Genomic DNA, 26539 nt, shown 5'->3' with positions numbered 1-26539 from the left:
ATCAGGCTGTGGGTCCCTGTGGAGGGGAGGGCCGCCGTCCTGGTCCGAGGAAGGAAAACGGCTTTGTGGTCGTCGCCAGGTGTGGGGATGGTCAGTGATTGGGGCGGATTTTGTTGAGGTTTTGGGCGATTAGCGGCTCTCGCGTGGCTAGCGCAAGGGCCACGTCCCGGAGTTGGATCGCTCGATGGAGCTGGGCTCGCCAGTCCGTCCCCGTGGCACGGTGGGCCATGTCGACCTCCACCTCCTCGATCCGGTACCCCTTGTGGAGCAGGTCGATCGTCAGCGCCGTCTCCACCCCGAACCCGTGCGCCAGCGGACGGGCCGCCTCGAAAGCGGCTCTGGTGAGGCAGCGCTGGCCGTTGAGCGGCTGGGCGGGTGCGAAGCCGGTGGCCCGGCGGATGCCTTCCTTCGACAGGCGTACGACCAGGCCGTGGCCGCCCAGCTTCACCCTGGTCGTGAAGACCGCGATGGTCATGTCGGCCTTGCCCGCGCGTACGGGCTCGATGAGGGGTGCGGCGGCGTGAGCCGTCTCGCCCAGGTCAGCGTCGAGGAAGAGCAGGTGGCGGGGGGTGGCACCCTCGTCGAGGAGACGGACGGCCTCCGCGCCGGTCTCCATCGCGGCGGCCTTGCCCCTGTTGCGGCTGTGGCGCACCACCCTGGCGCCGGCCGCGCGGGCCACCCTGCCGGTCTGGTCCCGCGAGCCGTCGTCCACGACCACGACCAGGTCCACGCCTGGCAGGGCCGCGGCAGCCGTGACGGTGGCCGCGATGCGGTCGGCTTCGTTGGCGGCCGGGATGATGACCGCTGTGTCGCCACTGCTGCTCACCGAGCGCCACCTCCGCACACGACGCTTCCGTTTCTCCTCAGCCGAGCGCCGGGGCCGGGAACGACGTCCGGGCCGTAGCCGGCGACGCGACCCGGGCCGTGACTCGCGACCCGACTCGGGCCGTTATTGCCACCGTAGCCGACGTTCCAGCCACGGTCGGTACGGCAGCGGCAGCACGGCACGTTGTGAGGCGGTTGCAACGTGCCGCGCATGGCGGCAGTCACCGTCACCGTCCCCGTCGCCGTCTCGTGCAGGGCGGCTGTTTGCGAGGCCGCGTCCCGGAGTGCGTGCACGACCCCATGCAGGGCCTCGTGCCGAAGTGCGTGCACGACCTCAGGCAGGGCCTCGTGCAGAGGCGGGAGTGCTGCCACGCTTGGCGTCCCATGCGCAGGCTGAGGCACTGCTGTCCTGCACATCCCATGTGCAGGACGGGGCGCTGCCGCCCTGCATGTCCCGTGTGCGGGCCGGGGCGGTGCTGTCACGCAGGACGTCTCGGCAGGTCGCGGTGCTAATGTCCCGCGCGACGGCGACGCGCCCTCAGGACGCGCTGCCGAGGTCCAGCGCGACGTGTCCCCAGGTCGCGTTGCCGACGCCCTGCGCGACACGTTCTCAGAGCGCGCCGCAGGTGCCCGGTGTGATGCATGCGCGAGCAGCGGCGCCGCTGTCCAGCGCGCCGCCCCTGCGGACAGGGTCGAGGCGACCCCGCTCTGTACGTCCTCGGATCCGAGCACGGATCCCGTCATGAGCCCTCGGTTATGAGGAACTCCTGCGGCACCTCGTCGTACACGGTGAACACCGAGTCGAGCCCGGTGACCTGCAGAATCTTGCGGACCGCAGGACGTGGGGCGGCCACGTCGAGCGCCCCTCCCTGCTCCTTCATCCGCTTGAGCGCAGACAGCAGGACGTTCATCCCCGTGGAGTCGCAGAAATCCACGGCGGACATGTCGATGACCACTCGGCTGGGCCCTTCCTGCAGCAGCCGAGTGAACTCGGACTGCAGGTGAGGCGCCGTATAGAGGTCGATTTCTCCGGTGATGGCAACCAGTGCGCACCCGGCATGTGATCGAGTCGAGACCTTGAGCTCCACATGGGCAGGCTAGCGGCGCGGAGGCTTCCGGTCACGTTGTCACGCCGATAGGGCAACCACAGGTTTTTGTCCTCCGTTTGGGCTCCATGGAAACGGAGAGTACGCGAAGCTTGACAGCGTGACACCGGACACGGCACGACTTCACGGCGAAGGAGGGGCTGGGGCACGACAGACGGGTCCCGCGACGATGAAAGCAGAAAAACCTGAAGACCCTCAGCGTCAAGGGCTCCGAGAGCGCCTGGAGAACATCCTCATCCGCACGGAGAAGGCCACCTCATGGCATGACGAAGCAGAGCGCCTCCGCAGCCTGGTGAACCGCGAAGGCTACGTCCCCATCCGCACCCGGCTCGCGATCGAGGACCTTGACTTCCTGGGCGGTGCCCGGGCTGATCTGCTCAGGTTCTTGGAGCTCGGGCTGAGGTTGCTCGAGCTTCACCAGCCGAGGGACGCGGGAGGCATCACCAGCGACGCCGCCCATCCGATCCTGCGGTGCCGGAGCTGCATGTGGCGCTGGCCCTGCCCGACATTTCGAGCGATGTCGGAGTCGTTCGGCACCTCGAGGGATCCGGCCGAGCCGGAGCTCCCGGAGAGCGCCTGAGGGCCGCGTCAGGAGGCCGACACCAGGAGCGCCCCAGCGCCAGGCATTAGGAAGCTGGTGGCAGGGGTACATGAGCCGCCGTGCAGCAGGAGGCCGCCGAGGAGCCAGGGTCAGGAACGAGGGGGCCGGTCAGCCGGCGACCAGGGGGAGCCGGATCTCGAACCGGCACCCCGGCCCGTCGTTGACCACCCCGATCACCCCGTCGTGCGCCTCCACGATCCCTTGCGCGATGGCGAGCCCCAGCCCCGCCCCGCCGTCGGCCGTAGGCGTACGAGCGGCCTCCCCCCGGAAGGCGACCTCGAACACCCGGGGCAGGTCCTCCTCAGGAATCCCCCCGCAACAGTCCGCAACCGACAGACAAGCCATCCCCTCCTCATCCACCCCGGCCCGCAGCACCACGGTCCGGTCCGACGGCGTGTGCCGGATGGCGTTGATCACGAGGTTCCGCAGGGCCCGCCCCAACGCCCCCGCGTCGGCCTCCACCGGCAGGGACGCCGACGCCTCGGCCGTCAGGACCACCCCCTTGGCCCTGGCCAGCGGCTCGGCCCCGGCGACGGTGTCGGCCACGAGGTCGGCCAGCCCGATGCGCGAACGCGACAGCCGCAGCGCCCCCGCGTGGATCCGCGACAGCTCGAACAGGTCGTCCACCATCCCCGAGAGCCGTTCCACCTCCAGCTTGATCTGGGCGTGGTAGCGCGCGACCGTGAGCGGATCGGACACCACCCCGTCCTCCAGCGCCTCGACCATGGCCCGCATCCCGGCCAGCGGCGTACGAAGATCGTGGCTCACCCACGCGACGAGCTCCCGCCGCGCCCCTTCGAGGGCCCGTTCCCGCGCGTACGCCTCCTCCAGGGTGTTCGCGATGGTCTGGAGCTCGGCCGGCAGCCCCCGGGGCGCGGTGAACGGCACGGCGCGCACGGCGGCCACCAGCCGCCGGCTCTCCGCGACCACCCGCCTGGCCAGCACGAACGCCACCCCGAGCCCCACCAGCCCGCCCACGGCCACCACGCTCAGCACGAAGTCCTTGACGGGACCCTCGATGATCATCTTCATGATGATCGCCACGACCCCGGCCAGCGTGGCCGCCACGGCGACCACCACGACCACGGCCATCATCACCCCGATGGACCTAGTGCGCAGCCGCCACATCACCCCGATGCCCAGCAGGGCGGCCACGAGCCCGAGCCCGGCCGCCACCGCCACGACCATGGGCAGGTCACCGGGCTGCGGCATCAGGCACCGCCCTCCATCGGCTCATACCGGTATCCGACCCCCCACACCGTAACGATCCTCCGCGGCTCGGTCGGATCCGGCTCGATCTTCTCCCGCAGCCGCCTGACGTGCACGGTCACGGTGGAGGAGTCGCCGAACGACCACCCCCACACCTGGTTCAGCAGCGCGGAGCGGCTGAAGGCCTGCCGCGGATTGCGCATGAGATGCGCCAGCAGATCGAACTCCCGCGCCGTCAGCATCACCTCGTCCCCCCGCAGCCGAACCTCGTGCGCCCCCACGTCCACCACCAGATCCCCGTCGCGCAGCACCCCGGTGCCGCCGGTGACGGACGCCCCCCGCGCCCGCCGCAGCACCGACTGCACGCGCAGCGCGAGCTCACGAGGACTGAACGGCTTGGTCACGTAGTCGTCGGCCCCCGTCTCCAGCCCGACCACCCGGTCGATCTCCTCGCCGAGCGCGGTCAGCATGATCACCGGTACGGGCCAGCGCTCCCTGAGCTTCCTGCACACCTGCAGCCCGTCGAGCTTGGGCAGCATCAGGTCCAGCACCATGAGGTCGGGCGGATGGGCCAGCGCCCTGCGCAGCGCCTCCACCCCGTCGCCGACGCATTCGACCTCGTGACCGTCGCGCTCCAGATAGCGCGCGACGACCTCGGAAACGGTCGGATCATCATCGACCACCAGGATGCGCGTGTTCACGACTTCACGGTACGGCCGGGGAACAGGTAAGTGTCAGGTACGTCATTGCTTCGTAAGCCTCGCGGATCATGTCCGGACGACGTACGGTTGCTGTCATGGGTAGAGTCGTGATGCTTGTGCTGGGGACCCTGCTGGGTCTCTTCGTGCTGTTCAATTTCCTGCTGCCGATGCTGGTAGGCCTGGTCAAGATCGCTTTGATCATCGGGGTGATCGCTCTGCTCGTCTTCGTCGCGGTCACCGTGGTGGGCAAGTCCTCCCGATCGCATTGACGTTCTTCCTGTTCGACCCGTGGCTGGTCGGGATCACCATGCTGGCGATCCTGCTGCTGGCCACGTGGGCAGCCACGTTCCTGCCCATCCTCAGTGGAGGGCCGCCGAGCTTTCCGCTGAGTTACGCGCGCCGTACCGCCTTCCAGCGGCAGCGCGACCCTGACGCGGCCGGTCGCTCGCGTCCACGAGCCCCTTAGGCACGCCCCGCTTCATCGTCAAGCGGGGCTCCTCGTACGAGTGAGCCCTTTTCCCCCATCTCACTCCAAGTAGGGCTCATGATCGATTCTCTCGTCACGTTCGTCATCAGCATGTCCGGGGGCAGTGCCGCGCTGGGCATCGTGCTGTTCACCCTGGCCGTACGGCTCCTGCTGCTCCCCCTGAACGTCCGCCAGTCCCGGACCATGAAGCTCCGCCAGCGGCTCGCCCCCAAGCTGCGCGAGCTCCAGAAGCGCCACGCGCGCAACCCCGAGCGGCTGGCCAAGGAGACCTCGGCGCTGTTCGCCAAGGAAGGCACTTCGCCGTTCGCCGGGTTCTTGCCGATGCTGGGGCAGTTTCCGTTCATGTGGCTGATGTACCGGGTGGCCACGCATCCGACCGCGCTGGCCGGACATACCCTTTTCGGCGCTCCGCTGGGTCAGCAGGTCGCCGGGGCGATCGCCAATTTCGGTCTGGTCAGTGCGCCTGTTTTGGTCTTTGTATTGGTCATCGCGCTGGTCGCGGTGGTGGCATGGTTCTCCGCCAGGAACATCAAGGTGACCGAGGACCAGCCGGAGTGGCTGAAGCGACTCCTGCCATGGATGCCGTACGGCTCCGTGCTCGCCGCGCTGGTGCTGCCGCTCGCGGCCGGGCTCTACCTGCTCGTGTCCATGGCATGGGCCACGACCGAGCGGGCGGTGCTGGCTAGCCGGCCTCTCTGAGGGCTGTGACCTGCCCGTTCATCGATCCGCAAGGAGCGGGCAGGATGGCCCACACCGTGGTCGTGTCACCGTCGTGCCGGACCCCCCAGCTCTCCGCCACGTATTCCACGATGCCGAGCCCCCGGCCCCCGAGCGACGACAGGGTCGGGCGGCCCGCGCGCGGCTCGGTCGCCGCACCCCCGTCGCTCACCGCCACTTCGATGTGATCGTCACTCCGAAGCCACGCCACTCTCACCATCCCCGACGGAAGGGGATGCGCGTGCCTCAGCGCGTTGCTCAGCAGCTCGCTCACCACGAGCACCGCGTCATCGATCGCCGTCGAAAAAACCCCGCTGTCCTGCAGCTCAGTGCTCAGGCGCTGGCGGGCGACGGCGACGCTGGACGGCGCGTACGGCAGCAGCACCACGCTTGACACACCCACCTCCCCGTTCCCTGTGCCCCCCGCGGGAACACTCCCCGGTACGACCGAAATGCCCCGTTACTCGATCCCAGAAACCGCATCTCGATCACAGCTTGTACACATTGGACGATAGATCAGCTCAACTGTGACCACCTCGTTACCGCCTCGGTGTGTCGGATCCGATAGTGGAATCTACGCACGAAAAGCCCCTCGTGCTCATGGCCTCACTTCGTGAGGCGGCTCGCTCGCTCAGACCCGCCGCCTTCCCTCGTCGCTCTGGTCGCTGCGCTCCCGCCGCTCCTCAGTCCAGGCGGCGGCGCTCGCTCGCAGTTCGAGACGCATCCGTGTGCCGCCTCCGGGTCTCGGGTGCGCGCTCACGTCTCCGCCTTGGGCCCTGGCGAGGCTGCGGACTATGTAGAGACCGAGCCCCACTCCACCAAACCGTCTCCGGTCGCCGCTGTCCACCTGGACGAACCTCTCAAAGATCCTCTCTCGGTCAGTAGGGGCGATACCGACCCCTTCATCGTCCACGACCACGACCACGTTGTCGGCCTCGGCCCAGGCCTCCACGCTGATCAGCCCGCCCTTGGGCGAGTACTTGAACGCGTTCTCCAGCAGCTGCCCCAGCACGATGTCCGTGGCCAGGGCGTCCCCCAGCACGTTCGGCAGCCCTTCCTGGATGACCACCTCGACCCGGTGCCTGTCCGACAGCGCGGGCAGCCCGAGCGTGGCCGCGTCGATCCGCTCGGCCAGGTCGAACTCCTCGATCCGCACCTTGAGCTCGTCGGCCCCCGCCCTGGCCCCGAGCAGCAGGTGGTCCATGAGCTCACCCAGCGACCTGGCCCGCTCGGAGATCGTGTGCACGGCCGAGCGGCGTTCGGGGTCGCTCATCTTGTCCCAGCGCCGGTCGAGCGTGCTGGCGAACCCGCGCACGATCGTGATCGGCGTACGCAGCTCGTGGCTGGTCGTGGCCAGGAACAGGTCCTTGGCCTCCTCGAGCTCCTTGGCCGTGGTCACGTCACGGAAGTCGATGACCACCTCGCCGGTCTCCTCGATCTGCGCGCTCACCACGTCCAGCCACCGCCCGGTCTCCATCTGGAACGTGACCTTCTCGCCCGGCTTGGGCAGCGGGAACGGCGGCGGCCCGCCGATGACGGCCTCGGCCGGGAACGCGGTGAGCTCGGCGGCGGCCGGGTTCCACCGGACGACCCGTCCCGATCCGTCGAGCACGGCGATGCCGTCGGCGCTGGCGTCGAAGACGGCCTGCTCGTGCGCCCGCTGCCGCACCGCCTCCTGGTAGGCCACCGCGTTGCCGACGGCGATGCCCGCGTGACCGGCCAGGAGCTCCAGCAGCTCCAGTTCGAGGTGTCCGGGTGTGCTCTGGGCGAACAACGCGTACAAGGCCCCGTACGGGCGCCCTCCGACGGCGGCAAGGCCCAGTGCGATCGTGTGCAGCCCCTTCAGCCGGGCCCAGACCAGGTCCTCGAGCCCGTTCGACTCCAGCATGACGGTCTTGCCGGTGCGTAAGAGCTTGTCGACGAGGCTCGTACGCAGGTCCGAAGTGGTGCCCCTGATGGCCTCCGGCAGCTGGTACGTGCTGACCAGCCGTAACCGTTCACCCTCGATCAGCACGAACCCGCCCGCGTCCGCCCCGGTGAGCTCCGTGAGGCTGGCCGAGATCCGGTCGAGCACGGCCGACAGCTCAAGCTCGGAGTTGATGTCGCCGACCACGTCGGTGAGCCGGCGCACCAGCCTGGCCCGGCGGGCCATGCGGTCCTTGGCCACCTGGTCGGCCCGCGCGAGGTGGTGCACGCAGACGTACCCGGCCACGGAGCTGCCCAGGCGCAGCGCGCTGATGTCGACGCGCACGTCGAGCACGGTCCCGTCGTCGCGCAAGCGCTTGGTGCGGACCGAGACCTGGCCGCCGGTGCGTACGCGTTCGAGCACGGCGTTGTGCTCGGCGGTCAGCTCGCCCGGCACGATCGGCGCCCGGCGCCCGAGCATCTCCTCCGCCGTCCACCCGAACAGCCGTTCGGCCGCCTCGTTCCAGACCAGTACGCTCTGATCACGGTCGACGACCACGACGGCGTTGGGCGAACCGGCGAGGGCAGCGCGAGCTATTTCGTCGTCACTACCGGCCCATTCGTCCCCCACTCCTCCATAGTGCACGTGGCGTGGTGAGTGCGTCGGGCGATCCGTCCGATACGCTGCGGTCACGGTGATTCTCGGCGGCTGGGAGGCTGGTGGCATGTCGAGCAACGATCTCGATGCCCTGTTGCGCGTGACCTCCAGCACCTATCGAGGTGAGGCGCCTCCCGACATCGCGTTCGGCCCCTATGACGGGGCCGTCGGCAGGCTGATGCTCGCGGTCACCGGCAAGGGCGTCGCGGCGTGCAGCTTCGAGCCGGAAAACGCCGTGTTCGAGCTGCTCACGAGGCACGTGGGCAGGTTCATCGGCCCGGATCCGCGTCGGCTCGACCCGGTGCGCAGGGAGCTGGACGCCTACTTCTCCGGCCGCCTGCGCGCGTTCACCACGCCCGTCGACCTGGCGCTGGCGACGTCCTTCGCCCGCACGGTGCTGCAGAAGACGATGGCGGTCCGGTACGGCACCACCACCACGCTGGAGGAGATCGGCGCGAGCATCGGCAGGCCGCGCGCGCTGCGGGCGATCGGCAACGCGCTGGCCTCCAACCCCGTGTGCGTGATCGTGCCGTGCCACCGGGTGGTGCGTGAGGACGGCGCGCTCGGCGACTACGCGGGCGGCGCGGCCGCCAAGCAGCACCTGCTCAACGTCGAAAGGCGCGCGTCGACCAGCTGATCAGCAGGGTGACCAGCACGGCGACGACGGCCGCGCCGAGCGCCCCGTTCATCCACGGCTGCCGGGTGAAGCCGATGGCGTCGCGAACCTCCTGCCAGAAGCCGTCCCATGGCTTGAGCGTGGGCGCGGAGGTCGTCAGCCAGTACGCCACGAAGCCGAGCGCCCACGGCACCAGCCTCGACCAGCGCGAGGGCGCGTTCTCCGCGGTGTTCCAGCTCCGCGAGCCGCCGAGCACGAAGTAGTCCACGGCCAGCACCGCGAACATCGGGACGAACACCGCCCCGATCACCCCGAGGAACGCCCCGTACGAGTTGACGTCCACGACCAGGGCGATCGCGACGCTCAGCACGCCGATGGCGATGGAGAAGACGCGCCGGTCGACCCGCGGCATCAGGTTCTGCAGCGAGACCGTGGTGGAGTAGACGTTGGCGAACGACTGGTCGGTCTCGCGCAGCACCAGGATCGCGAAGAACAGCGCGCCCAGCGGCACCGCCACGAACGCGCCGAACACCGACGTCCCGTCGGCCGCCACCTTGTCGGCCCCCGCCATGGCCACCGCGAACACGCCCAGGCCCAGGCAGGCGACCTGAGCCAGCGTGTAGCCGCCGACGACGCCGGTGAACGCGGCCCTGCTCGACCTAGAGTGCCGGGCGAAGTCGGCCGCCATCGGCACCCACGACACCGACAGCGCGATCACGTAGTCCACGGCGGGCGCGAAGGCCGTCCAGGACCCGCCGGTGTGCGCGGGCGCCCTGGTCAGGAAGAACCAGGCGAACCACACCATCGACACGATCACGCCGATGGTGACGTACCGCCGCAGCAGCCTGACGGACCCGAGCGGCCAGATCGTGAGCGCGGTGGTCAGCAACCCCGCCGCGATCACCCACACCTGGTACGGCACGGCGCCGAAGATCGCGCTGGCCGCCTTGGCGATCACCCACAGCTCGAACGCGGCCCAGCCGAGCATCTGGACGATGTTCAGCACCGTGGGGACGTACGAGATCCGCGCCCCGAACAGGCCCCGCAGCAGCACCATCGCGGGCTGCCCCGTCTGGGTGCCGGGGACGGCGGACAGGCCCACCATGGCGGTGCCGATCAGGCTGCCGACCACGGTCGCCAAAAGCGCGGCGGTCAGGCTGAGGGGAGCGTCGGACAGGGGGTTGAGCAGGAGCAACGCGCCGGAGAAGCCCAGGAGGCTGACTCCGAGGTTCGCCCAGAGCGCGCCCTGATCGAGCACGCCCAGGGTCTTCGGCGGCCTGCCTTCAAGAGTCAGCGGAACTTCGTCGACGACATGCGTCATCGCACACTCCCTACGCCGGCATTACCCGGACAGGTTCAGGCGGTCGGCAGCGGATCTATGGCTGCCCTCTCAGCCCGGCGCACCCCGAGCTCCCGCGACAATCTGCAGTTGGCGCCCTCATCATGCCTCAGCAACGACGAAACCGCCACAGTGGGGCCCTTTTACGCCACGAACGGCTGCTGCCCGGTCTCGCTGACCATCGGGCGGCTCGCGAACTCCCACGACTGCATGCCGCCGCCGACGTTGACGGCGTCGCGCCCGAGCTGGTTGAGCCAGGCCGCGACCTGCAGGGACCGGCCGCCCACCCGGCAGACGACGTAGACCGTGCGGTCGCCGGGCACCTCGTCGACCCGCCCCTGAATCTGCGTCATGGGGATGTGCACGGCCTCCGGGGCGTGCCCCGCGACCCATTCGTCCTGCTCACGGACGTCGAGCAGGTAAGCGTCTGCCGGAACGGCACTGGCCTCGATCTCAGGAACGGTCATGACTCCATCATCTCGCGCCTGGCGTCGTAGGCCGCACGCGCCGCGGCGATCTCCTCCTGGTGCGTCTCCGTCCAGGTGACCAGCGACTTGATGGTCTCGTGCAGCGTACGGCCGAGCGGCGTGAGCGCGTAGTCCACCCTGGGCGGCACGACGGGATGAACCGTGCGGCTGACCAGGCCGTCCCGCTCCAGCTGGCGCAGGGTCACGCTGAGCATGCGCTGGCTGACGCCGTCGATCTCGCGGCGGAGCTGGGTGAAGCGCAGGCTCTGGCAGTCGAGCAGGGCGATCACGAGCAGCGACCACTTGTCGGCGATGCGGTCGAGGATCTGGCGCACCTCGCAGTCCTCGCGCGTGTCCCACTGGCGCACGTCGTAGTCGTCGAGCGGTTCCACAGTGCCTTCTTCCGTCGAGCTCACTTGAGAAGGCGGGACAGCCGGCGGTCGGCGAGGGGCTTGCCGCCGGTCTGGCAGGTGGGGCAGTACTGCAGCGAGGAGTCCGCGAAGGACACCTCGCGGATCGTGTCGCCGCAGACGTCGCACGGCTGCCCGGTCCGGTTGTGGACCCGCAGTCCCGACTTCTTCTCCGCCTTGAGGTCCTTGGCCGCCAGCCCGTGCGCCCGCTCCACCGCCTCCCCCAGGGTGGTGATGATGGCCTCGTGCAGGTCGGCGATCTGCGCGTCCGTCAGCGTGGCCGCGATCTTGAACGGGGACATCTTGGCCGCGTGCAGCACCTCGTCCGAGTAGGCGTTCCCGATGCCGGCGATGATCTTCTGGTCGCGCAGCAGCCCCTTGATCTGGGTGCGGTTGCCGCCCACGATGCGCTTGAGCGCGTCGACGGTGAAGGACCCGTCGAGGGGGTCGGGGCCGAGTGCGGCGATGCCGGGGACGTCGTCCGGGTTCTTGGTGACGTAGACGGCCAGGCGCTTCTGCGTCCCGGCCTCCGTCAGCTCGAACCCGGGCGCCAGGCCCTCCTCGTCGGGCGCCAGCCGGACCCGTACCGCGAGCGGGCCCTTGCCTGGACGTACGGGCTTCGCGCCCGACAGGTCGTCGCGCCAGCGCAGCCACCCCGCCCGGGCCAGGTGGATGACCAGGTGGAGGCCGTCGCAGTCGAGGTCGAGGAACTTGCCGTGCCTCGACACCCCGGTGATGGTCAGCCCGCCGAGCGCGGTCGCCGGCGGGTCGAACGTCTTGAGCGCCTGGAAGGCCACCACGTCGATCCCCAGGACCGTACGGCCCACGGCCCGTTCGCGCAGGAAATGGGTGAGCGACTCCACTTCGGGAAGTTCCGGCATGTCCCCAGGGTACGTGCGCGTCCGGCCGTCCACAGCCTGTGGACGGCTACGGCACGCTCCAGAAGGCCAGCTCGTGCGCCATCCCCTCGGCGAACAGCTCCTCGGCCCGCGCCGGGTCCGGCGCGGCCTCGTCGATCATCTGCGCGATCCGCGCGGTGAGCGCCGCGAAGGCTGGATCCGCGTACGTGTCCACCCACGCCCGATATTTCGACTCAGCAGGGGAAATTTCCGCCAATATCCGCCCGAGACTCGAATATCCCCACATACACGGATAAAGCGCCGCCAGCCCCTCCCCGTACGACGCCGCCGACTCCAGCAGGAACGCCGTGTACGCCGCGCACGCCGGCCCCTTCACCGCCCCCTCCAGATCCGCGCCGAACTCGGCCGACAACGACCTGTGCAGGCTCAACTCGTCGTGGTACGTGGTGTGCGCCAGGTCCACCAGATCACCCAGATGCCCGTCGGGCGCCTGCCAGGCCAGCCGCGCGAACACCCGTACGTAGTCGAGCAGGAACAGGTAGTCCTGCTCCAGCCACGACCTGAACACCGCCTCGGGCAGGTCGCCACGCGCGATGCCGGCCACGGTCGGGTGCTCGAGCTGAGCCCGGAGCAGCGGGCGGCCGACGGCGTGCAACTTCTCCGAGATAGTCATGGCTGGGAGGTTAGTGTCGAAGCATGACTGTGACGATCGCCGAAGAGCTCCTCCTGATCGCCTACAACGACGAGAAGGGCACGCCGCTCGTCTCCGGGACCCAGCTCGACCCGGCCCTCGCCGGCGCGCTCCTCGCCGAGCTGGCCGTCAACGGCCGGCTGGAGCTGTCGGACAAGAAGGTGACGGTCATGGACCCGTCCCCGCTCGGCGACTCCGAGCTGGACGCCACGCTGGCCCGCATCGCCGAGGAGGGCAAGGAGCGCAAGCCCGCCTGGTGGGTCCAGCGGCTGCAGTCGGCCAAGCTGCGCAGGCGCCTGCTCACCAGGCTGGCGGAGTCGGGCGTGCTGACCGAGCAGCGCGGCAAGGTGCTGGGCGTCTTCCCCACGACGCGCTGGCCTGAAGCCGACCCCGACGTGGAGGCCTCGGTCAGGGACCGGGTGACCGGTGCGCTGGCGGGCGCCGACCCCGACGCCCGCACGGCCGTCCTGATCGCCATCGCGCACGCGGCCAAGCTCGACCGCAAGGCCTTCCCCGAGGCGAGCAGGCAGCGCGTCAAGGAGATCGCGGAGGGTGCCTGGACGGCCGACGCGGTCGCGCAGACCATCGCCGCCATCAACGCGGCCATGATCGCGGCGGTCACCGCGGCGACCGTCGCCGCGACGACCTCCACCTCCGGGTGAGCCGCTCTAGTTGCCGGTGTCGATGACGTCCTTCGGCACCGGCTTGTCCTCCTTCAGGGCGTTGAAGAGGGCCAGCGCCTTGGGCCGGTCCGACTTGATCGCCTCGCCGCCGTCCGCGAGCCGCTCGGTGCCGCCGAACGGAACCACCGTCGTCACCGGGCTGTCGCCCATCGCCAGCCCCAGCGACAGCAGGTCGAAGGCGCCCGTACCGCCGTCGACCGAGACCGCGTCGGTGGCGCTCATCGCCAGCGGGATCGACGTGAACGGATTGATCAGCACTCCGGGGCTGGCCGCCTTCTTCACGACCGCGCCCAGGAACTGCCGCTGCCGCTTGGTCCGCTCGAAGTCGGGCAGCGCGCCGCCCTTGCGGGTCCGTACGTACCCCAGGGCCTGGGCGCCGTTGAGCACCTGCGTGCCCTTCTTCAGCTTGAGGCCGGCCTTCGGGTCGTCCACGGCGGCCCGTACGTTGATCTCGACGCCGCCGATGGCGTCCACGATGCCGACGAACCCGGCGAACCCGATCTCCATGTAGTGGTCGATGTACACGCCCGTGACCGACTCCACGGTGCGGACCAGCAGCTGCGGCCCGCCGTTGTAGGCGGCGTTGAGCTTGTCGCGCCTCTTGCCCGGGACGTCGACGGCCAGGTCGCGCGGGAGGCTGACCAGCGTCGGCTTGTCGCCGCCCTCGGGGATGTGCAGCAGCATCATCGAGTCCGTACGCTGCCCGCCGGTCGCCCGGCCCGTGGCGAGCTTCTTGCGCTCGGCCGCCGACAGGCCCTTGCGGCTGTCGGAGCCGACGAGCAGCCAGTTGGTGCCGGGGGTGTCGGCGGGCCGGCCCTGATAGTTGTCGAGCACGCCGTCGATGCCGGCGATCCTGGAGTTGATCCAGAAGAGCATGCCCACGCCCGCCACCAGCAGCACGACCACGAGCCCGGCGACGATCTTCAGGATCGTCTTTCCGGACACCCGCCTGCGGGGCTTCGACGGGTCCGAGGGGCCGCGCCTCGACCGCAGCGGCTGGGCCGGGCTGTTGCCGGAGCGGGCCCGGCCGTACACGCGCGAACGACCCTGGGCCGGCTCGTCCGGGGCGGAGCCGGGAGAGGCGGCGCCTGACCCCCGCTCGGGGTACTGCGGGGCCGCAGGCAGCTTGTGCGTGGCCGCACCCGGCCCGCCAGGGGGCGCGGACGGGACCTGGTGGGCCGGCGCACCTCCGGCGCGCAGGCCGTCACCTGGCCTCGGCGGCAGCGGGCGGCCGTCGCCTGGTGAGCGCATGGCCCGCGTACGGTCGTCCTCAGACACTTCGCCTTCTTCCCTTCGGTTTGTCATAAACGCTACGTCGAACCCCTTACCAGTGAAGACACTCGGCCAAGGTTTTCCCATGGAAAAGTACGCAGAACCAGGGAAGAGTCACCACGGAAACATAGATGCCACCAGCATCGTTACGGTTATGGACGACCTCTATCGAAGGGAAGATCGTGTCCGCTCCGGACCCGTGGAGTCTTTGCCCGTGCGCCAGCACGGGTTCCTCTGAGAGCTCACCATGGTGAGCGCCTATCTGGGCCTGCTGGCCCTCATCCTCCTCACGGCGGCGACCGGCTACTTCGTCGCTCAGGAGTTCGCCTTCGTGGCCGCCGACCGCGCCCTGCTCCGCGAGCAGGCGGCAGCGGGTGACCAGGCCGCCGAAAAAGCGCTCCAGGTCACGTCCCGCCTCTCCTTCATGCTCTCCGGCGCACAGCTCGGCATCACCGTCACCGCACTGCTGGTCGGCTTCCTGGCCGAGCCCGCGATCGCCACGATCGTACGACCATGGCTGGCGGACACCGGACTGTCCGACACCGTGATCACCGGTCTCTCGGTCGCCATCGGGGTCTTCGTGGCGACCGTGGTCCAGATGGTCCTGGGCGAGCTCGCGCCCAAGAACCTGGGCATCGCCAGACCGGAGCCGGTGGCCAAGTTCCTGGCGAGCTCGACGCTGGTCTACCTGTCCGTGGTGGGCCCGGTGGTCAAGCTGTTCGACTCGGCGGCGACGGGCCTGCTCAGGCGCGTGGGCATCGAGCCGGTGGAGGAGGTGGAGCACGGCGCGACGCCGGAGGAGCTCTCCCGCATCATCGAGGAGTCGACCATGGCGGGCGAACTCCCTCCGAGACTCTCCGACCTGCTGGAACGGGCTCTGGAGTTCGGCGACCGCACGGCGGAGGAGATCATGGTCCCCCGCCCGCGCGTCGTCGTGCTGCGCTCCGAACAGCCCATCTCGGACCTGATCGAGATCATGCGCAGCTGCGGCCACTCCCGCTACCCGGTCATCAACGAGGACGGCGACGTCATCGGCGTGACGGGCGTACGCGAGCTCCTCTCGTCGGGCCTGCAGGAGGGCGAGATGGCGAGCATCGTCCGCCCGGCCCTGCTGGTCCCGGACTCGCTCCCGCTCCCCGCCGTGCTCGACCGGATGCGCGTGGCCAAGGACGACATCGCCTGCGTCATCGACGAGTACGGCGGCCTGGCCGGCGTGATCACGGTCGAGGACCTGGCCGAGGAGCTGGTCGGCGAGCTGGTCGACGAGAACGACCCGGAGCCGGCCGGCGTGGTCGAGCAACCGGGCGGCATCTGGGAGGTCCCGGGCAGGCTGCGGCTCGACGAGGTCGAGCGCGCCACGGGCGTCGCGCTCCCGGAGAGCGACGACTACGACACTCTCGCGGGTCTCGTCCTGGCCAGGCTCGGCAGGATGCCCGACGAGGGCGACACGGTGACGGTGCCGATCGAACACGACACCGACCCCTTCGCAGAGGACGAGCAGGAACACCTGGCAGAGCTGACAGTGATGTCTCTCAACCGCAGAGTGCCCGAGTGGGTCCGCGTGGCCCCCGTCCAGCACGCGGAGGTGGCCCGATGACCATGCTCGTCGTCAGCCTCGCGCTGCTGGCCTTCAACGCGCTGTTCGTGGCCGCGGAGTTCGCCTTCGTCTCCGCCAGGCGCCACCGCCTGGAGGAGATCGCCTCCCGCAACAACCGCCTGATCAGGCTGGCGGCCAGGTCGGCGGTCGGCGGCACCAAGCAGCTCTCCCTCATGCTGGCGGGCGCCCAGCTGGGCATCACGCTGTGCACCCTGGGCCTCGGCCAGGTGACGGAGCCCGCGATCGAGCACACCCTGGAGCCGGTCTTCGCCGCACTCGGCGTCCCGGAGGCCCTGCGCATGCCCATCGCGCTGACGATCGCCCTGGCCCTGGTGACCTTCCTCCACATGGTGGTGGGCGAGATGGCGCCGAAGTCGTGGGCCCTGACCCACCCGGAACGCTCGGCCCTGCTGCTGACCGTCCCCTTCCGCGCCTTCACCTGGGTGATGCGCCCGCTCCTGTCGACCCTGAACGGCCTGACCAACCTCATCCTGCGCCTGTTCGGCGTCCAGCCCAGGAACGAGCTGGTCACGACCAGGACCCCCCGCCAGCTGGCCATGCTGGTGGGCGAGTCAGGCCGCATGGGCCTCCTGGACCGCGACGAACACGACCTCCTGACCCGAGCCCTCCGCCTGGACGACGAGGGCATAGAACGCCTGATGATCCCCATAGGCCGAGCGGTCATGGTCCCACCCCAGGCAAACGCAGAGGAGATCAAGGAAGCGGCGGCAAAGAGCGGCCACCTCAGACTCCTGGTGGGCACGCCAGGCAACGTAAGAGGCGCCCTTCACGCAAGAGACGCCCTCCTACAGCCGGCAAGCAAGGCAGAAGACCTCTGCCGCCCGCTACCGAAGCTCCCTTGCGTAACCCAGGTCCCTGAGGCGGTGACGGCCCTACAGGAGGCAAGAGCCCACCTGGCCCTGGTGACAGCTCAACCTGGCGACGTCATCGGCATGGTGAGCCTCACAGATCTCCTGGGCGAACTCCTGGACACCAGAACTCTGGCCACTGTGACGTAAAACACACCGACAAGTCACCCGAAAGCAGGTTGCAACCAAACGGGCGTACCGTCAAAACACGGCACGCCCGTTACCAACAGGTTCTTGAAAAGAGAGACAGCCCCTCTTGCGATCCAGCAAACACTTCGCCAATGTGGGTCTGCCATGACAGAAGACAGAAGCGCCGGCGGCGACGGAGGGTCTGGGAGATCTCTTCCAGACAGGGGGCCCGCGGGACCTCCCCCCGGAAAAACGCTGGGGGTCCGGGGGTTACCCCCCGGGAGAAATGACGAGGGGACTCACGGGAGCCAGCCAAAGGCTTGCGACCAAGAGTCCCCAGTCATCGAGTGGGCGAGGAGGGATTTGAACCCTCACGTCCTTTCGGACACACGGACCTGAACCGTGCGCGTCTGCCGTTCCGCCACCCGCCCTTGTGGGTGCGGAAAGAACACTAGCACGGAACAGCCACTGGTACTGAACCCGGATACGATCGCATAAGACACGGGAGCGGAGGAGCTGGGCGCGACAGCCGACGAGCGCCAGGGATGCCGTGACGTGGAACGAGCGGGAACCGGGCGCCGGACGCGTCTGGGGGCCGCGATCATATGCACGGAGGAAGGGAGGTACCCGGTGGGAGTCCTTCAGCGCTTCGAGCGAAGGCTCGAAGGCTTGGTTGAGGGGGCCTTTGCGCGGGCGTTCAAATCTGACCTTCAGCCGGTCGAGGTCGCCAGCGCGGTTCAGCGGGAGATGGATGAGCGTGCGGCGATCGTCGCTCAGGGTCGCACGCTTGTGCCCAACGACTTCGTGGTTGAACTGTCCACGACCGACAGCGAACGGCTTGAGGTCTACGCTGACAGCATCAGTCACGAGCTGGCCAACCTTGCCAGGGAGTACGCCAAGGAACAGGGCTACTCCTTTGTGGGACCGGTCCGGGTCCGCTTCGAGACCGCCGGCGATCTGGCTGTGGGGCTGTTCCGCATCAGGTCCGGCGTCATCCGCGGCGCGACGGTCGAGCAGGACGAGATTCGCCAGCCGGCGAGCGACCTGCCTCCGTCGAGGCCGAACGCTTTCAACGGGCGGCCGAGGCTGCTCGTCTCCACTCAGGACGACCCGCAGGGCGACCGTTCCTACGAGCTCACCACTCCGGTGACCTTGCTCGGCAGGGGCACCGACTGCGATCTTCGTCTGGTCGATCCGGGAGTATCGCGACACCATGCGGAGTTGCGGGTCGAGGGCCAGACGGTGGCCCTCGTCGATCTCGGGTCCACCAACGGCACTTTCGTCAACGGCCAGCCGGTACGCAGGATCGAGCTCCAGAACGGCACGCGAGTGACGTTGGGGCGCACGACTCTGGTGTTCCGGCGCGATTAGGGGTAGACAAGCGGTCCATGTCCGAGCTCACGCTGCTGCTGATCCGGCTCGCCTTCCTGGCGGTGCTGTGGTTCTTCGTCATTGCCGCAGTCGGCGTGATCCGGACTGACTTGTTCGGTTCACGCACGGCTCCCGTGGGTCCACGCAAAGGCGTGAAACCCACCAAACCGGCGGCCAAGCCCAAGAACAAAAAGGGCGAGCCCCGCCAGCTCATCGTTACCGGTGGCCCCTTGCAGGGCACCACCATTAACCTCACGGAGACGCCCATCACCATTGGCCGGGCCAATGACGCCACGCTGGTAGTCACCGACGACTACGCTTCCAGCCGGCATGCCCGGCTCTTTCCCCAGGACGGTCAATGGATCGTGGAAGATCTTGGGTCCACCAACGGCACGTATCTCGACCGCTCGAAAGTCACCCGCCCGACCCCGGTGCCGCTCGGTGTTCCGATCCGCGTCGGCAAGACAGTCATTGAATTGCGCAAATGACCATCGCACTCCGCTACGCCGCCCGCTCGGACGTCGGCCTCCTCCGCGAAGGAAACGAGGACTCGGCGTACGCTAGCGGCCGCCTGCTCGCCGTCGCAGACGGTATGGGCGGGCACGCACACGGCGAGGTGGCGAGCTCAGTCGCCATCGCCGCCATGGCCTCTCTGGAAGAGGCCCAACAGGGGGGTGACCTGCTCAACGCCATCGAGGCAGCGGTACGCGACGCCAATCGCAAGCTGCACGAGATGGTGGGGCGGGATCCCAGCCTCAAAGGCATGGGCACGACTCTGACGGCCATGCTCTGGCACGGCACCCAGGTCGCTCTGGTGCACGTCGGCGACTCGCGCGCCTACCTGCTCAGGCGCGGGGAGCTCTACCAGATCACCCATGACCACACGCTGGTGCAGCAGCTCGTCGACGACGGGCGCATCACGCCGGAAGAGGCGGCCACGCATCCGCAGCGCTCGATCCTGCTGCGCGCGCTCGACGGCAGTGGTGAGGTCGATCCCGACCTGACCCTCCGCGAGGCGCAGATCGGCGACCGCTACCTGCTGTGTTCCGACGGCCTGTCGGGCGTGGTGAGCGCGGAGACGTTGCACGCCACGCTCACCAACATCGACGATCCTGAAGAGGTCGTGCGCCAGCTCATCGATCTGGCGAACAGAGGTGGCGGGCCCGACAACATCACATGCGTGCTGGCCGACGTGGTGGAGATCACCGACGGGCAGCAGGTGCCCACCGAGGCCGCCATCGTCGGCGCCGCCGGCATGACCCGGCTGCATGGCAACCCCCAGGAGACCCATCCGGGGCGAGCCAGCGCGGTGACCGCGCCCCAGCCGGTCCTCACCGACGACGACTTCGATGAGCCGGTCGCCGAGGCGCCCCGGCGCAGGCGTCGTCGTGTGTGGCCCGTGCTGGTCACCGTGTTCGGCATAGGCGTCGTCGCCGTGGGCGTCGGCGGTTATTTTGGATATCAGTGGACCCAGGACCAGTTCTTCGTCGGTGCTAGGGGCGACGAGGTGGTCGTGTTCCAGGGGGTCCAGAGAGAGCTGGGCCCCTTCCAGCTCTTCAAGGTCTCCAAGGCCACGGGCCGGCAGCTCTCCAAGCTGTCCGATGCCGACCAGGCGCTGATCAAGGGCGGCATTCCGGTCACCAATGTCGACGAAGGCATCACGAAGATCAACGCTTTGAAGTTCGCCCAGAAGGACGACAAGGACAGCAGCGACACCCCCGCCACGACCGCCAGCTCGTCGCCCACGCCGACCGTGAGCGCGACCAAGACGAAGCAACGGTAAATGAGCGAAGTCGCAGATTCCCCCGTCCCGATGCCGGCCAAGCGCCGCATGGCCCAGCTCGTCATGCTCGCTCTGGCGGTGCTGATCGTCATGGGGGCCTACGCCAACGTGGGCCTGGCGGTGGACGGCAAGGTCCCCGCGGGCATGCTGGCGTACGGGCTGGGTCTGGGCGGCCTGATGCTGGCCGCCTACCTCGTGCTGGCGAAGTTCGCCCCTTGGGCCGACCCGCTGATCCTGCCGCTGGTGACCCTGATCAACGGTCTCGGCCTGGTGATGATCTACCGGTTGGAGGCCGCCAAGATGGGCGGCGCGTCCACCACCAACCAGATCATGTGGACGGGTCTCGGCGTCGTCATGTTCTCGATCACCCTGATCGTGCTGCGTGACCACCGCATGCTCCAGCGCATGACCTACACCGCGGGCGCCGTCGGCCTGGTCCTGCTCGCGATCCCCGCGCTGCTGCCGGGCAGCCTCAGCGAGGTGCAGGGCGCCAAGATCTGGATCCGCATCGGCGGCTTCTCCATCCAGCCGGGCGAGTTCGCCAAGCTGGCGCTGGTCGTCTTCTTCGCCGGCTATCTGGTGGCCAAGCGCGACGTGCTGGCGCTGGCCGGGCGGCGGCTGCTCTTCATCGACCTGCCCAGGGCCAGGGACCTCGGTCCCGTCCTCATCACCTGGGGGCTCAGCCTGCTCGTCCTGGTCTTCGAGAAGGACCTGGGCACCTCGCTGCTGCTGTTCGGCACGTTCATCGCGATGCTCTACATCGCGACCCAGCGCACCTCGTGGGTGCTGATCGGCGTGCTCCTCTTCGTCGGCGGCGCCTTCCTCGCCGGGCAGGTCTTCGACCACGTCGGCGCCCGCTTCGACGCCTGGCTCGACCCGAGCAACCCGATCTACTACGGCAACGACCCCGTCTGCGAGAAGGATCCGCCGGGCGACCCGATGTGCGGCAAGAGCTACCAGATCATGCAGGGCCTGTTCGGGTTCGGCGCGGGCGGCATCCTGGGCACGGGACTCGGCGAGGGCAACCCCAAGCAGATCCCGCTGTCGTTCTCCGACTTCATCTTCGCCGCCACCGGCGAGGAGCTGGGCCTGACCGGCCTGATGGCGCTGCTCATGATGTACGCCCTGCTGGTCGAGCGCGGCCTGCGGACCTCGCTGGCGGCCCGCGACCCGTTCTCCAAGCTCCTGGCGGGCGGCCTGTCGTTCATCCTGGCCTGGCAGGTCTTCATCATCGTCGGCGGTGTGACCAATCTCATCCCCCTGACCGGCCTTGTCACCCCGTTCATGTCCCAGGGTGGCTCGGCATTGTTGGCTAACTGGATCCTTATCGCGCTATTGGTACGCATGTCAGATGCGGCGCGGCGGCCTCCGCCCCAGGCGATCCAGAACGAAGGACTGACGCAGGTGTTCCAACGATGAACAGCCCTCTGAAGCGCGTGGCGGTGGCCTGCCTGGCCATGTTCGCGCTACTGATGATCAACGTGAACTACCTGCAGGCCGTGAAGGCGGAGGGCCTGCGCGGCGACGCCCGCAACGTCCGCAACTTCTACGATCGCTACGCGATCGAGCGTGGCCTCATCACCGCGGGCGGCAAGGTGCTCGCGAAGTCCGTCGAGACCAAGGACCCGAACTTCAGGTTCCTCAGGCAATATCCCGACGCCAGGCTCTACGCCCACGTCACCGGCTTCTTCTCGCCGGAGAGCGAGAGCGCCATCGAGAGGTCCGAGAACCAGCTGCTCAACGGCTCCAGCGCCGACCTGCTGCTGCGGCGGAGCATCGACCTGTTCACCGGCGAGCCGACCAGGGGCGCCAACGTCGATCTCACGATCAACCCCAAGGCGCAGAAGGCGGCCTACGACGCGCTGCGGCAGAGCGGCAAGCGCGGCGCGCTCGTGGCGCTCGACCCCAAGACCGGCGGGATCCTGGCGATGGTCTCGCTGCCCACCTACGACCCGACCGAGCTGTCCGGCACCGACAAGACCAAGGTCTTCCCCCGTTACGACGAGCTGGCCAAGGAGAAGGGCCAGCCGCTGCTCAACCGTACGATCGCGCAGACCTACCCGCCCGGCTCGACGTTCAAGGTCGTGACCATGGCGGCCTACCTGGAGGACAACTCCTCGGCCGGCCCGCAGACCACCGTCGACGCGCCGCAGCGGCTGCCCCTGCCCAACACGAACATCAGCCTGCCCAACTACGGCGGCGCCGCCTGCGGCTCCGGCTCGGTCACGCTGACCTTCGCGCTGGAGAAGTCCTGCAACACGCCGTTCGGCAAGATGGGCATGGAGCTGGGCTACGACAAGATGAAGGAGCAGACCGAGAAGTTCGGCATGGGCCAGCCGCTCGCCGTGCCGATGTCGGTCACCGCCAGCGACTTCGGCCCGGAAGAGGACAAGGCGGCCCTGGCCATGGCCTCGATCGGGCAGCGCAGCAACCGCATGACCCCGATGCAGATGGCCATGATCGCCGCGGGCATCGCCAATGACGGCAAGGTGATGAAGCCGTACCTGGTCAACAAGATCACCGACGCCAAGGGTGACCCGCTCGACCAGGCCAAGCCCGAGGAGCTGTCGGAAGCTGTCAGCTCCGAGACGGCGGGCAAGCTGCGTGAGATGATGGTCAGCGTCGTCCAGAACGGCACCGCAAACCTGGCGCAGGTCCCAGGCGTCCAAGTAGCGGGTAAGACGGGCACCGCGGAGACGGCCGATGGCCAGCCACCGCACGCCTGGTTCATCTCCTTCGCGCCTGCCGAGGATCCGAAGGTGGCCCTGGCGGTCATCGTCGAGTCCGGTGCTGCCAACGTCGGTGCGGAGGCGACCGGCGGCCACACCGCCGCGCCGATCGCAAAGGCCGTGCTGGAGGCGGTGCTGAACAAGTGAGTGACGGTAACCTGCAAGGTCATGCGGCTCCGTAACCGCTATCTCCTGATCTCCCGCATCGCCACAGGCGGTATGGGGGAGGTCTGGCGCGCCCGTGACGAGTTGCTCGGGCGCGAGGTGGCGGTGAAGATCCTGCGCAGCCACATCTACGCCGACCCCACTTTCCGTGAGCGGTTCAGGAACGAGGCGCGCATCACCGCGGCCCTGGCCGACCCGGGAGTGGCGCAGATCTTCGACTACGGCGAGCAGAGCGACCTGGCCTACCTCGTGATGGAGCTGGTGCACGGCGAGCCGCTGTCGGCGATCCTGGCGCGCAACCGCTCCATCGGGCCCGAGGTGACGCTCGACGTGGTGGGCCAGACGGCCAAGGCGCTGCACGCCGCGCACACCTCCGGGATCATCCACCGCGACATCAAGCCGGGAAACCTGCTGGTCACCTCAGAGGGGACCATCAAGGTCACGGACTTCGGCATCGCGCGGGCCCTGGAGGCGGCTCCGGTCACGCAGACGGGCACGGTGCTGGGCACGGCCCAGTACGTCAGCCCCGAGCAGGCCCAGGGGTTCCCGCTCACTCCCGCGACCGACCTCTACTCGCTGGGCGTGGTGGCCTACGAGTGTCTGGCCGGGCGCACGCCGTTCCGCGGCGACAGCCAGGTGGCGATCGCGCTGCAGCACCTCAACGAGCACCCGCCGCCCCTCGGGGTGGACGTGCCCGCGCCGGTGCGCGAGCTGGTCATGTCGCTGCTGTCGAAGGACCCCGCGCGACGCCCGGCCTCGGCGCTGGAGGTGGCCGACCGGGCCTACCTGCTGCGCGAGTCGCTGGCCAGCGCCGAGCAGGGCGCCGACCTCAGCATGCTCACCGACCCGGGAGGCTTCCGGGTACGCGAGCCGGCTCCGGAGGACGAGCAGGAGACGGACCACCTCCACTCGGCCACCACGCCGCAGGAGCCGGCCGTGGGGGGGAAGCGCCACAGGAGGACGCTGGCCCTGGTGGCCACCGCGGGCTGCGCGGCCGCGGTGGGGCTCAGCGCCATCACGTTCGCCGACCGGCAGCCGACGCAGCCGACGCCGGACGTGGCCGAGCCGACCAAATCGGCGGTGGCGCCGCCGGACCGGGCGACACCCTCGCCCACGAAGAGACGTACCAAGCGGCCTTCCGTGGTTCCGGTGAAGTCACCGAGGCCTATACCCTCGCGGTCAGCTACGGTAAGCAAGTCGGCAACACCTACCAAGAAGCCGACACCGAAACCGACCCCGACCACCCGTACCCCTACGCCCACACCGACCCCAACGCCCACCACTACACCCAAAACTCCGACACCCACCGCCTCGCCGGACCCGGGTGATACAAACCCGCCCAAGGAGGAGACGTGATGCGCTTTGGGGTCGATGATGGACACCGGCGGCCCCCCGAGCAGGCCGGTACCCAAGATGAACGGTAAGGGACAGTGCAGGAAATGACTCAGCCTCGGCTACTCGGAGGTCGCTACGAGCTCGACGGTGTCGTCGGGCGCGGCGGCATGGCCGAGGTGTATCGTGCCCGAGACATCCGGCTGGACCGCATAGTCGCGATCAAAACCCTCCGGTCCGACCTGGCGCGCGATCACACCTTCCAGGCCCGCTTCCGCCGCGAGGCACAATCGGCCGCCTCTCTGAACCACCCGGCCGTCGTCGCGGTCTACGACACCGGCGAAGACGGTACCGAAGGCACCCCCGTGCCGTACATCGTGATGGAGTACGTCGACGGCCGGACGCTGCGCGACCTGCTGCGCCAGGACCGGCGGTTGCTGCCGGAGCGCGCGGTCGAGCTCGTCGACGGCATCCTGCGGGCGCTCGACTACAGCCACCGCGGCGGCATCGTGCACCGCGACATCAAGCCGGCCAACGTGATGATCACGCGCGCCGGCGACGTCAAGGTGATGGACTTCGGCATCGCGCGCGCGATGGCCGACTCCGCGGCCACGATGACGCAGACGGCGCAGGTGATCGGCACCGCCCAGTACCTGTCTCCCGAGCAGGCGCGCGGCGAGCGGGTCGACGCGCGCAGCGACATCTACTCCACCGGTTGCCTGCTCTACGAGCTGCTGACCGGGCAGCCGCCGTTCACCGGCGACTCTCCCGTCGCGATCGCCTACCAGCACGTGCGCGAGGAGCCGATCCCGCCGTCGCAGATCGACCGCGACATCCCCCCGTGGGCCGACGCGATCGTGCTCAAGGCCATGGCCAAGGACCCCGCCCACCGCTACCAGAGCGCGGGCGAGATGCGGGCCGACATCCAGCGGGCGATGTCCGGGATGCCGACCGACGCCCAGACGATGGCCATGACGGGCAACTTCAACCAGGGCACGCGGATGATGACCGCGACCCAGGCGGGGCAGGGCCCGGCCACGCAGCGCACCACCGCGGTCCCACCCTACGAGTACGACGAGGGTGGCAGTGGCGGCGGCGGCCGTGGCGGGCGGCGCAGGGCGAGCGGCGGCGGGAACAACGCCGTCAAGACCGCGCTGTGGATCATCGTCCCGCTGGCGATCATCGCCGCGTTCATCGGGGTCGGCTACTCGGTGTTCGGGTCGAAGGCCACTCCGACCGCCACGCAGGTCACGATCCCGTCGCTGGCCAGCCAGGAGCGCGCGTACGCGGAGAAGCAGCTCAGTGATCTCGATCTCACCGTCCAGGTGGTCCAGGAGAACAGCGACGAGGTCGACAAGGGCAGCGTCATCAGGACGGAACCCGCCGAGAACACCAAGGTCGACAAGAAGTCCACGGTCAAGCTGGTGATCTCGAAGGGCCCGGAGAAGGTCAAGGTGCCCGACGGCCTCATCGGCCAGTCGCAGGAAGACGCCATGAAGACGCTGGAGGACGCGGGCCTGCGCGGCACGGTCAAGACCAAGATCTCCAGCAAGTCGCAGGGCACGGTCATCGACACCAGTCCCAAGGCCGGCGAGGCGATCGAGAAGGGCGGCGCGGTCACCCTCTACGTGCCCAAGGAGCTCGGTGAGGTGCCCAGCGTGATCGGGCTCACGGAGGCGGACGCCAAGGCCCAGATCAAGGCCGCCGGCTTCAAGACCAGGGTCGTCCCGCAGGCGAACGAGCAGCCCGAGGGCACGGTCATCCAGCAGAACCCGGGTGAGGGCGCCAAGCAGGCACCGGGCACGACCATCACGATCGTGGTGTCCACCGGTCCCGGCCTGGACACGAACAACCCGCAGCCCACCACGGAAGTGCCTACGGACACGCCCACGAACGACCAGACGGACTTCCCGTCCGACGGCGACCAGCCGACCGACGACAACCCGATCGGCGACGACGGCCTCGGAGGCACCGGCAACTGAGACATGAAGAAGGGCCGCCCGTTCCCGGGCGGCCC

27 protein-coding genes, 1 tRNA gene and 1 riboswitch are annotated in these 26539 nt (G+C 68.9%); of the genes, 15 read left to right on the top strand and 13 right to left on the bottom strand.

Annotated features, from left to right (window positions below; translation table 11 throughout):
• Nucleotides 1–91: 91 nt before the first annotated feature.
• Nucleotides 92–826, bottom strand: a complete 735-nt coding sequence (locus ACWDX9_RS02605; RefSeq protein ID WP_449948123.1) for a glycosyltransferase family 2 protein — start codon at nt 824–826, stop codon at nt 92–94.
• A gap of 739 nt (nt 827–1565) precedes the next feature.
• The gene (locus ACWDX9_RS02600; protein WP_185069723.1) at nt 1566–1913 is read right to left on the bottom strand and encodes an STAS domain-containing protein; all 348 of its coding nucleotides are present in this window, start codon (nt 1911–1913) and stop codon (nt 1566–1568) included.
• Between the two features lie 310 nt (nt 1914–2223).
• On the opposite strand from ACWDX9_RS02600, the gene ACWDX9_RS02595 reads away from it, so the two are divergent.
• Nucleotides 2224–2511 carry a hypothetical protein gene (locus tag ACWDX9_RS02595; RefSeq protein WP_449948120.1) on the top strand — a complete coding sequence of 96 codons (288 nt, stop codon included), beginning with the start codon at nt 2224–2226 and terminating at the stop codon, nt 2509–2511.
• Between the two features lie 129 nt (nt 2512–2640).
• On the opposite strand, the gene ACWDX9_RS02590 is transcribed toward ACWDX9_RS02595, so the two are convergent.
• Nucleotides 2641–3744, bottom strand: a complete 1104-nt coding sequence (locus tag ACWDX9_RS02590) for a sensor histidine kinase (protein WP_449948117.1) — start codon at nt 3742–3744, stop codon at nt 2641–2643.
• Nucleotides 3744–4442 carry a response regulator transcription factor gene (locus tag ACWDX9_RS02585; protein WP_449948114.1) on the bottom strand — a complete coding sequence of 233 codons (699 nt, stop codon included), beginning with the start codon at nt 4440–4442 and terminating at the stop codon, nt 3744–3746. The genes ACWDX9_RS02590 and ACWDX9_RS02585 overlap by 1 nt, the downstream gene beginning before the upstream one ends.
• A 95-nt stretch (nt 4443–4537) precedes the next feature.
• Here ACWDX9_RS02585 and ACWDX9_RS02580 point away from each other — a divergent pair, with 95 nt between their 5' ends.
• The 3 genes from ACWDX9_RS02580 to ACWDX9_RS02570 all read left to right on the top strand — a co-directional run bounded on the left by ACWDX9_RS02580 (nt 4538) and on the right by ACWDX9_RS02570 (nt 5628).
• The gene (locus ACWDX9_RS02580) at nt 4538–4711 is read left to right on the top strand and encodes a hypothetical protein (protein WP_185079462.1); all 174 of its coding nucleotides are present in this window, start codon (nt 4538–4540) and stop codon (nt 4709–4711) included.
• Nucleotides 4708–4908 (top strand): DUF6412 domain-containing protein, encoded by a 201-nt coding sequence (locus tag ACWDX9_RS02575; RefSeq protein WP_350732412.1) that lies wholly within the window; start codon nt 4708–4710, stop codon nt 4906–4908. Before ACWDX9_RS02580 ends, ACWDX9_RS02575 begins: the two co-directional genes overlap by 4 nt.
• 78 nt (nt 4909–4986) lie before the next feature.
• On the top strand, nt 4987–5628 hold the full coding sequence (locus tag ACWDX9_RS02570; RefSeq protein WP_449948112.1) for a YidC/Oxa1 family membrane protein insertase: 642 nt from the start codon (nt 4987–4989) through the stop codon (nt 5626–5628).
• Here ACWDX9_RS02570 and ACWDX9_RS02565 read toward each other — a convergent pair.
• Together ACWDX9_RS02565 and ACWDX9_RS02560 are read right to left on the bottom strand one after the other, a co-directional pair.
• Complete coding sequence (locus ACWDX9_RS02565; RefSeq protein ID WP_355203142.1) at nt 5612–6043, bottom strand: ATP-binding protein; 432 nt, start codon at nt 6041–6043, stop codon at nt 5612–5614. The genes ACWDX9_RS02570 and ACWDX9_RS02565 overlap by 17 nt on opposite strands.
• A 234-nt stretch (nt 6044–6277) precedes the next feature.
• The gene (locus tag ACWDX9_RS02560; protein WP_449948109.1) at nt 6278–8182 is read right to left on the bottom strand and encodes an ATP-binding protein; all 1905 of its coding nucleotides are present in this window, start codon (nt 8180–8182) and stop codon (nt 6278–6280) included.
• A gap of 94 nt (nt 8183–8276) precedes the next feature.
• Here ACWDX9_RS02560 and ACWDX9_RS02555 point away from each other — a divergent pair, with 94 nt between their 5' ends.
• Complete coding sequence (locus ACWDX9_RS02555; protein ID WP_449948106.1) at nt 8277–8846, top strand: methylated-DNA--[protein]-cysteine S-methyltransferase; 570 nt, start codon at nt 8277–8279, stop codon at nt 8844–8846.
• Here ACWDX9_RS02555 and ACWDX9_RS02550 read toward each other — a convergent pair.
• The 5 genes from ACWDX9_RS02550 to ACWDX9_RS02530 form a co-directional block, all read right to left on the bottom strand.
• Complete coding sequence (locus ACWDX9_RS02550) at nt 8815–10146, bottom strand: purine-cytosine permease family protein (protein ID WP_449948103.1); 1332 nt, start codon at nt 10144–10146, stop codon at nt 8815–8817. The two genes, ACWDX9_RS02555 and ACWDX9_RS02550, sit on opposite strands and share 32 nt — an antisense overlap.
• Nucleotides 10137–10252: riboswitch (TPP riboswitch) on the bottom strand. Its footprint overlaps the gene before it by 10 nt.
• A 55-nt stretch (nt 10253–10307) precedes the next feature.
• Nucleotides 10308–10631, bottom strand: a complete 324-nt coding sequence (locus ACWDX9_RS02545; protein WP_350732401.1) for a rhodanese-like domain-containing protein — start codon at nt 10629–10631, stop codon at nt 10308–10310.
• Complete coding sequence (locus ACWDX9_RS02540) at nt 10628–11023, bottom strand: winged helix-turn-helix transcriptional regulator (protein ID WP_350732399.1); 396 nt, start codon at nt 11021–11023, stop codon at nt 10628–10630. The genes ACWDX9_RS02545 and ACWDX9_RS02540 overlap by 4 nt, the downstream gene beginning before the upstream one ends.
• Before the next feature lie 20 nt (nt 11024–11043).
• Complete coding sequence (locus ACWDX9_RS02535; RefSeq protein ID WP_449948100.1) at nt 11044–11922, bottom strand: Fpg/Nei family DNA glycosylase; 879 nt, start codon at nt 11920–11922, stop codon at nt 11044–11046.
• A 46-nt stretch (nt 11923–11968) separates the two neighbouring features.
• Nucleotides 11969–12574, bottom strand: coding sequence for a TenA family protein (locus ACWDX9_RS02530; RefSeq protein WP_449948096.1), 606 nt, complete (start codon nt 12572–12574; stop codon nt 11969–11971).
• Between the two features lie 23 nt (nt 12575–12597).
• On the opposite strand from ACWDX9_RS02530, the gene ACWDX9_RS02525 reads away from it, so the two are divergent.
• A complete protein-coding gene (locus ACWDX9_RS02525; RefSeq protein WP_449948093.1) occupies nt 12598–13254 on the top strand; it encodes a GOLPH3/VPS74 family protein in 657 nt (218 codons plus the stop codon).
• Nucleotides 13255–13260: 6 nt separating this feature from the next.
• Here ACWDX9_RS02525 and ACWDX9_RS02520 read toward each other — a convergent pair whose 3' ends face one another.
• Entirely contained in the window at nt 13261–14553 is a 1293-nt protein-coding gene (locus ACWDX9_RS02520) for an LCP family glycopolymer transferase (RefSeq protein WP_449948090.1), read from the bottom strand.
• Nucleotides 14554–14794: 241 nt separating this feature from the next.
• Between ACWDX9_RS02520 and ACWDX9_RS02515 the strand changes: the two genes are divergently transcribed.
• Together ACWDX9_RS02515 and ACWDX9_RS02510 are read left to right on the top strand one after the other, a co-directional pair.
• Nucleotides 14795–16144 (top strand): hemolysin family protein, encoded by a 1350-nt coding sequence (locus ACWDX9_RS02515; protein ID WP_449948087.1) that lies wholly within the window; start codon nt 14795–14797, stop codon nt 16142–16144.
• Nucleotides 16141–17163, top strand: coding sequence for a hemolysin family protein (locus ACWDX9_RS02510; protein WP_449948084.1), 1023 nt, complete (start codon nt 16141–16143; stop codon nt 17161–17163). Before ACWDX9_RS02515 ends, ACWDX9_RS02510 begins: the two co-directional genes overlap by 4 nt.
• Nucleotides 17164–17490: 327 nt before the next feature.
• Here the strand turns inward: ACWDX9_RS02510 and ACWDX9_RS02505 are convergent.
• Nucleotides 17491–17573: transfer RNA gene (locus ACWDX9_RS02505), tRNA-Leu, on the bottom strand.
• A 199-nt stretch (nt 17574–17772) separates the two neighbouring features.
• Here ACWDX9_RS02505 and ACWDX9_RS02500 point away from each other — a divergent pair.
• From ACWDX9_RS02500 to pknB, 7 genes are all read left to right on the top strand, one after another.
• Entirely contained in the window at nt 17773–18513 is a 741-nt protein-coding gene (locus ACWDX9_RS02500) for an FhaA domain-containing protein (RefSeq protein ID WP_091081864.1), read from the top strand.
• Between the two features lie 17 nt (nt 18514–18530).
• Nucleotides 18531–19001, top strand: coding sequence for an FHA domain-containing protein FhaB/FipA (locus tag ACWDX9_RS02495; protein ID WP_364263220.1), 471 nt, complete (start codon nt 18531–18533; stop codon nt 18999–19001).
• A complete protein-coding gene (locus ACWDX9_RS02490; RefSeq protein WP_449948081.1) occupies nt 18998–20296 on the top strand; it encodes a Stp1/IreP family PP2C-type Ser/Thr phosphatase in 1299 nt (432 codons plus the stop codon). The genes ACWDX9_RS02495 and ACWDX9_RS02490 overlap by 4 nt, the downstream gene beginning before the upstream one ends.
• Nucleotides 20297–21715 (top strand): FtsW/RodA/SpoVE family cell cycle protein, encoded by a 1419-nt coding sequence (locus ACWDX9_RS02485; RefSeq protein ID WP_449948078.1) that lies wholly within the window; start codon nt 20297–20299, stop codon nt 21713–21715.
• On the top strand, nt 21712–23172 hold the full coding sequence (locus ACWDX9_RS02480; protein ID WP_449948075.1) for a peptidoglycan D,D-transpeptidase FtsI family protein: 1461 nt from the start codon (nt 21712–21714) through the stop codon (nt 23170–23172). The genes ACWDX9_RS02485 and ACWDX9_RS02480 overlap by 4 nt, the downstream gene beginning before the upstream one ends.
• A gap of 21 nt (nt 23173–23193) precedes the next feature.
• Nucleotides 23194–24546 (top strand): serine/threonine-protein kinase, encoded by a 1353-nt coding sequence (locus tag ACWDX9_RS02475; RefSeq protein WP_449948072.1) that lies wholly within the window; start codon nt 23194–23196, stop codon nt 24544–24546.
• A gap of 83 nt (nt 24547–24629) precedes the next feature.
• The gene (gene pknB, locus ACWDX9_RS02470; RefSeq protein ID WP_449948069.1) at nt 24630–26504 is read left to right on the top strand and encodes a Stk1 family PASTA domain-containing Ser/Thr kinase; all 1875 of its coding nucleotides are present in this window, start codon (nt 24630–24632) and stop codon (nt 26502–26504) included.
• Nucleotides 26505–26539: the final 35 nt, after the last annotated feature.

It is taken from the genome of Nonomuraea sp. NPDC003201 (genome assembly GCF_053590415.1).
Note: the sequence above shows the minus strand (reverse complement) of the source record. Positions and strands in the feature narration are given on the sequence as shown.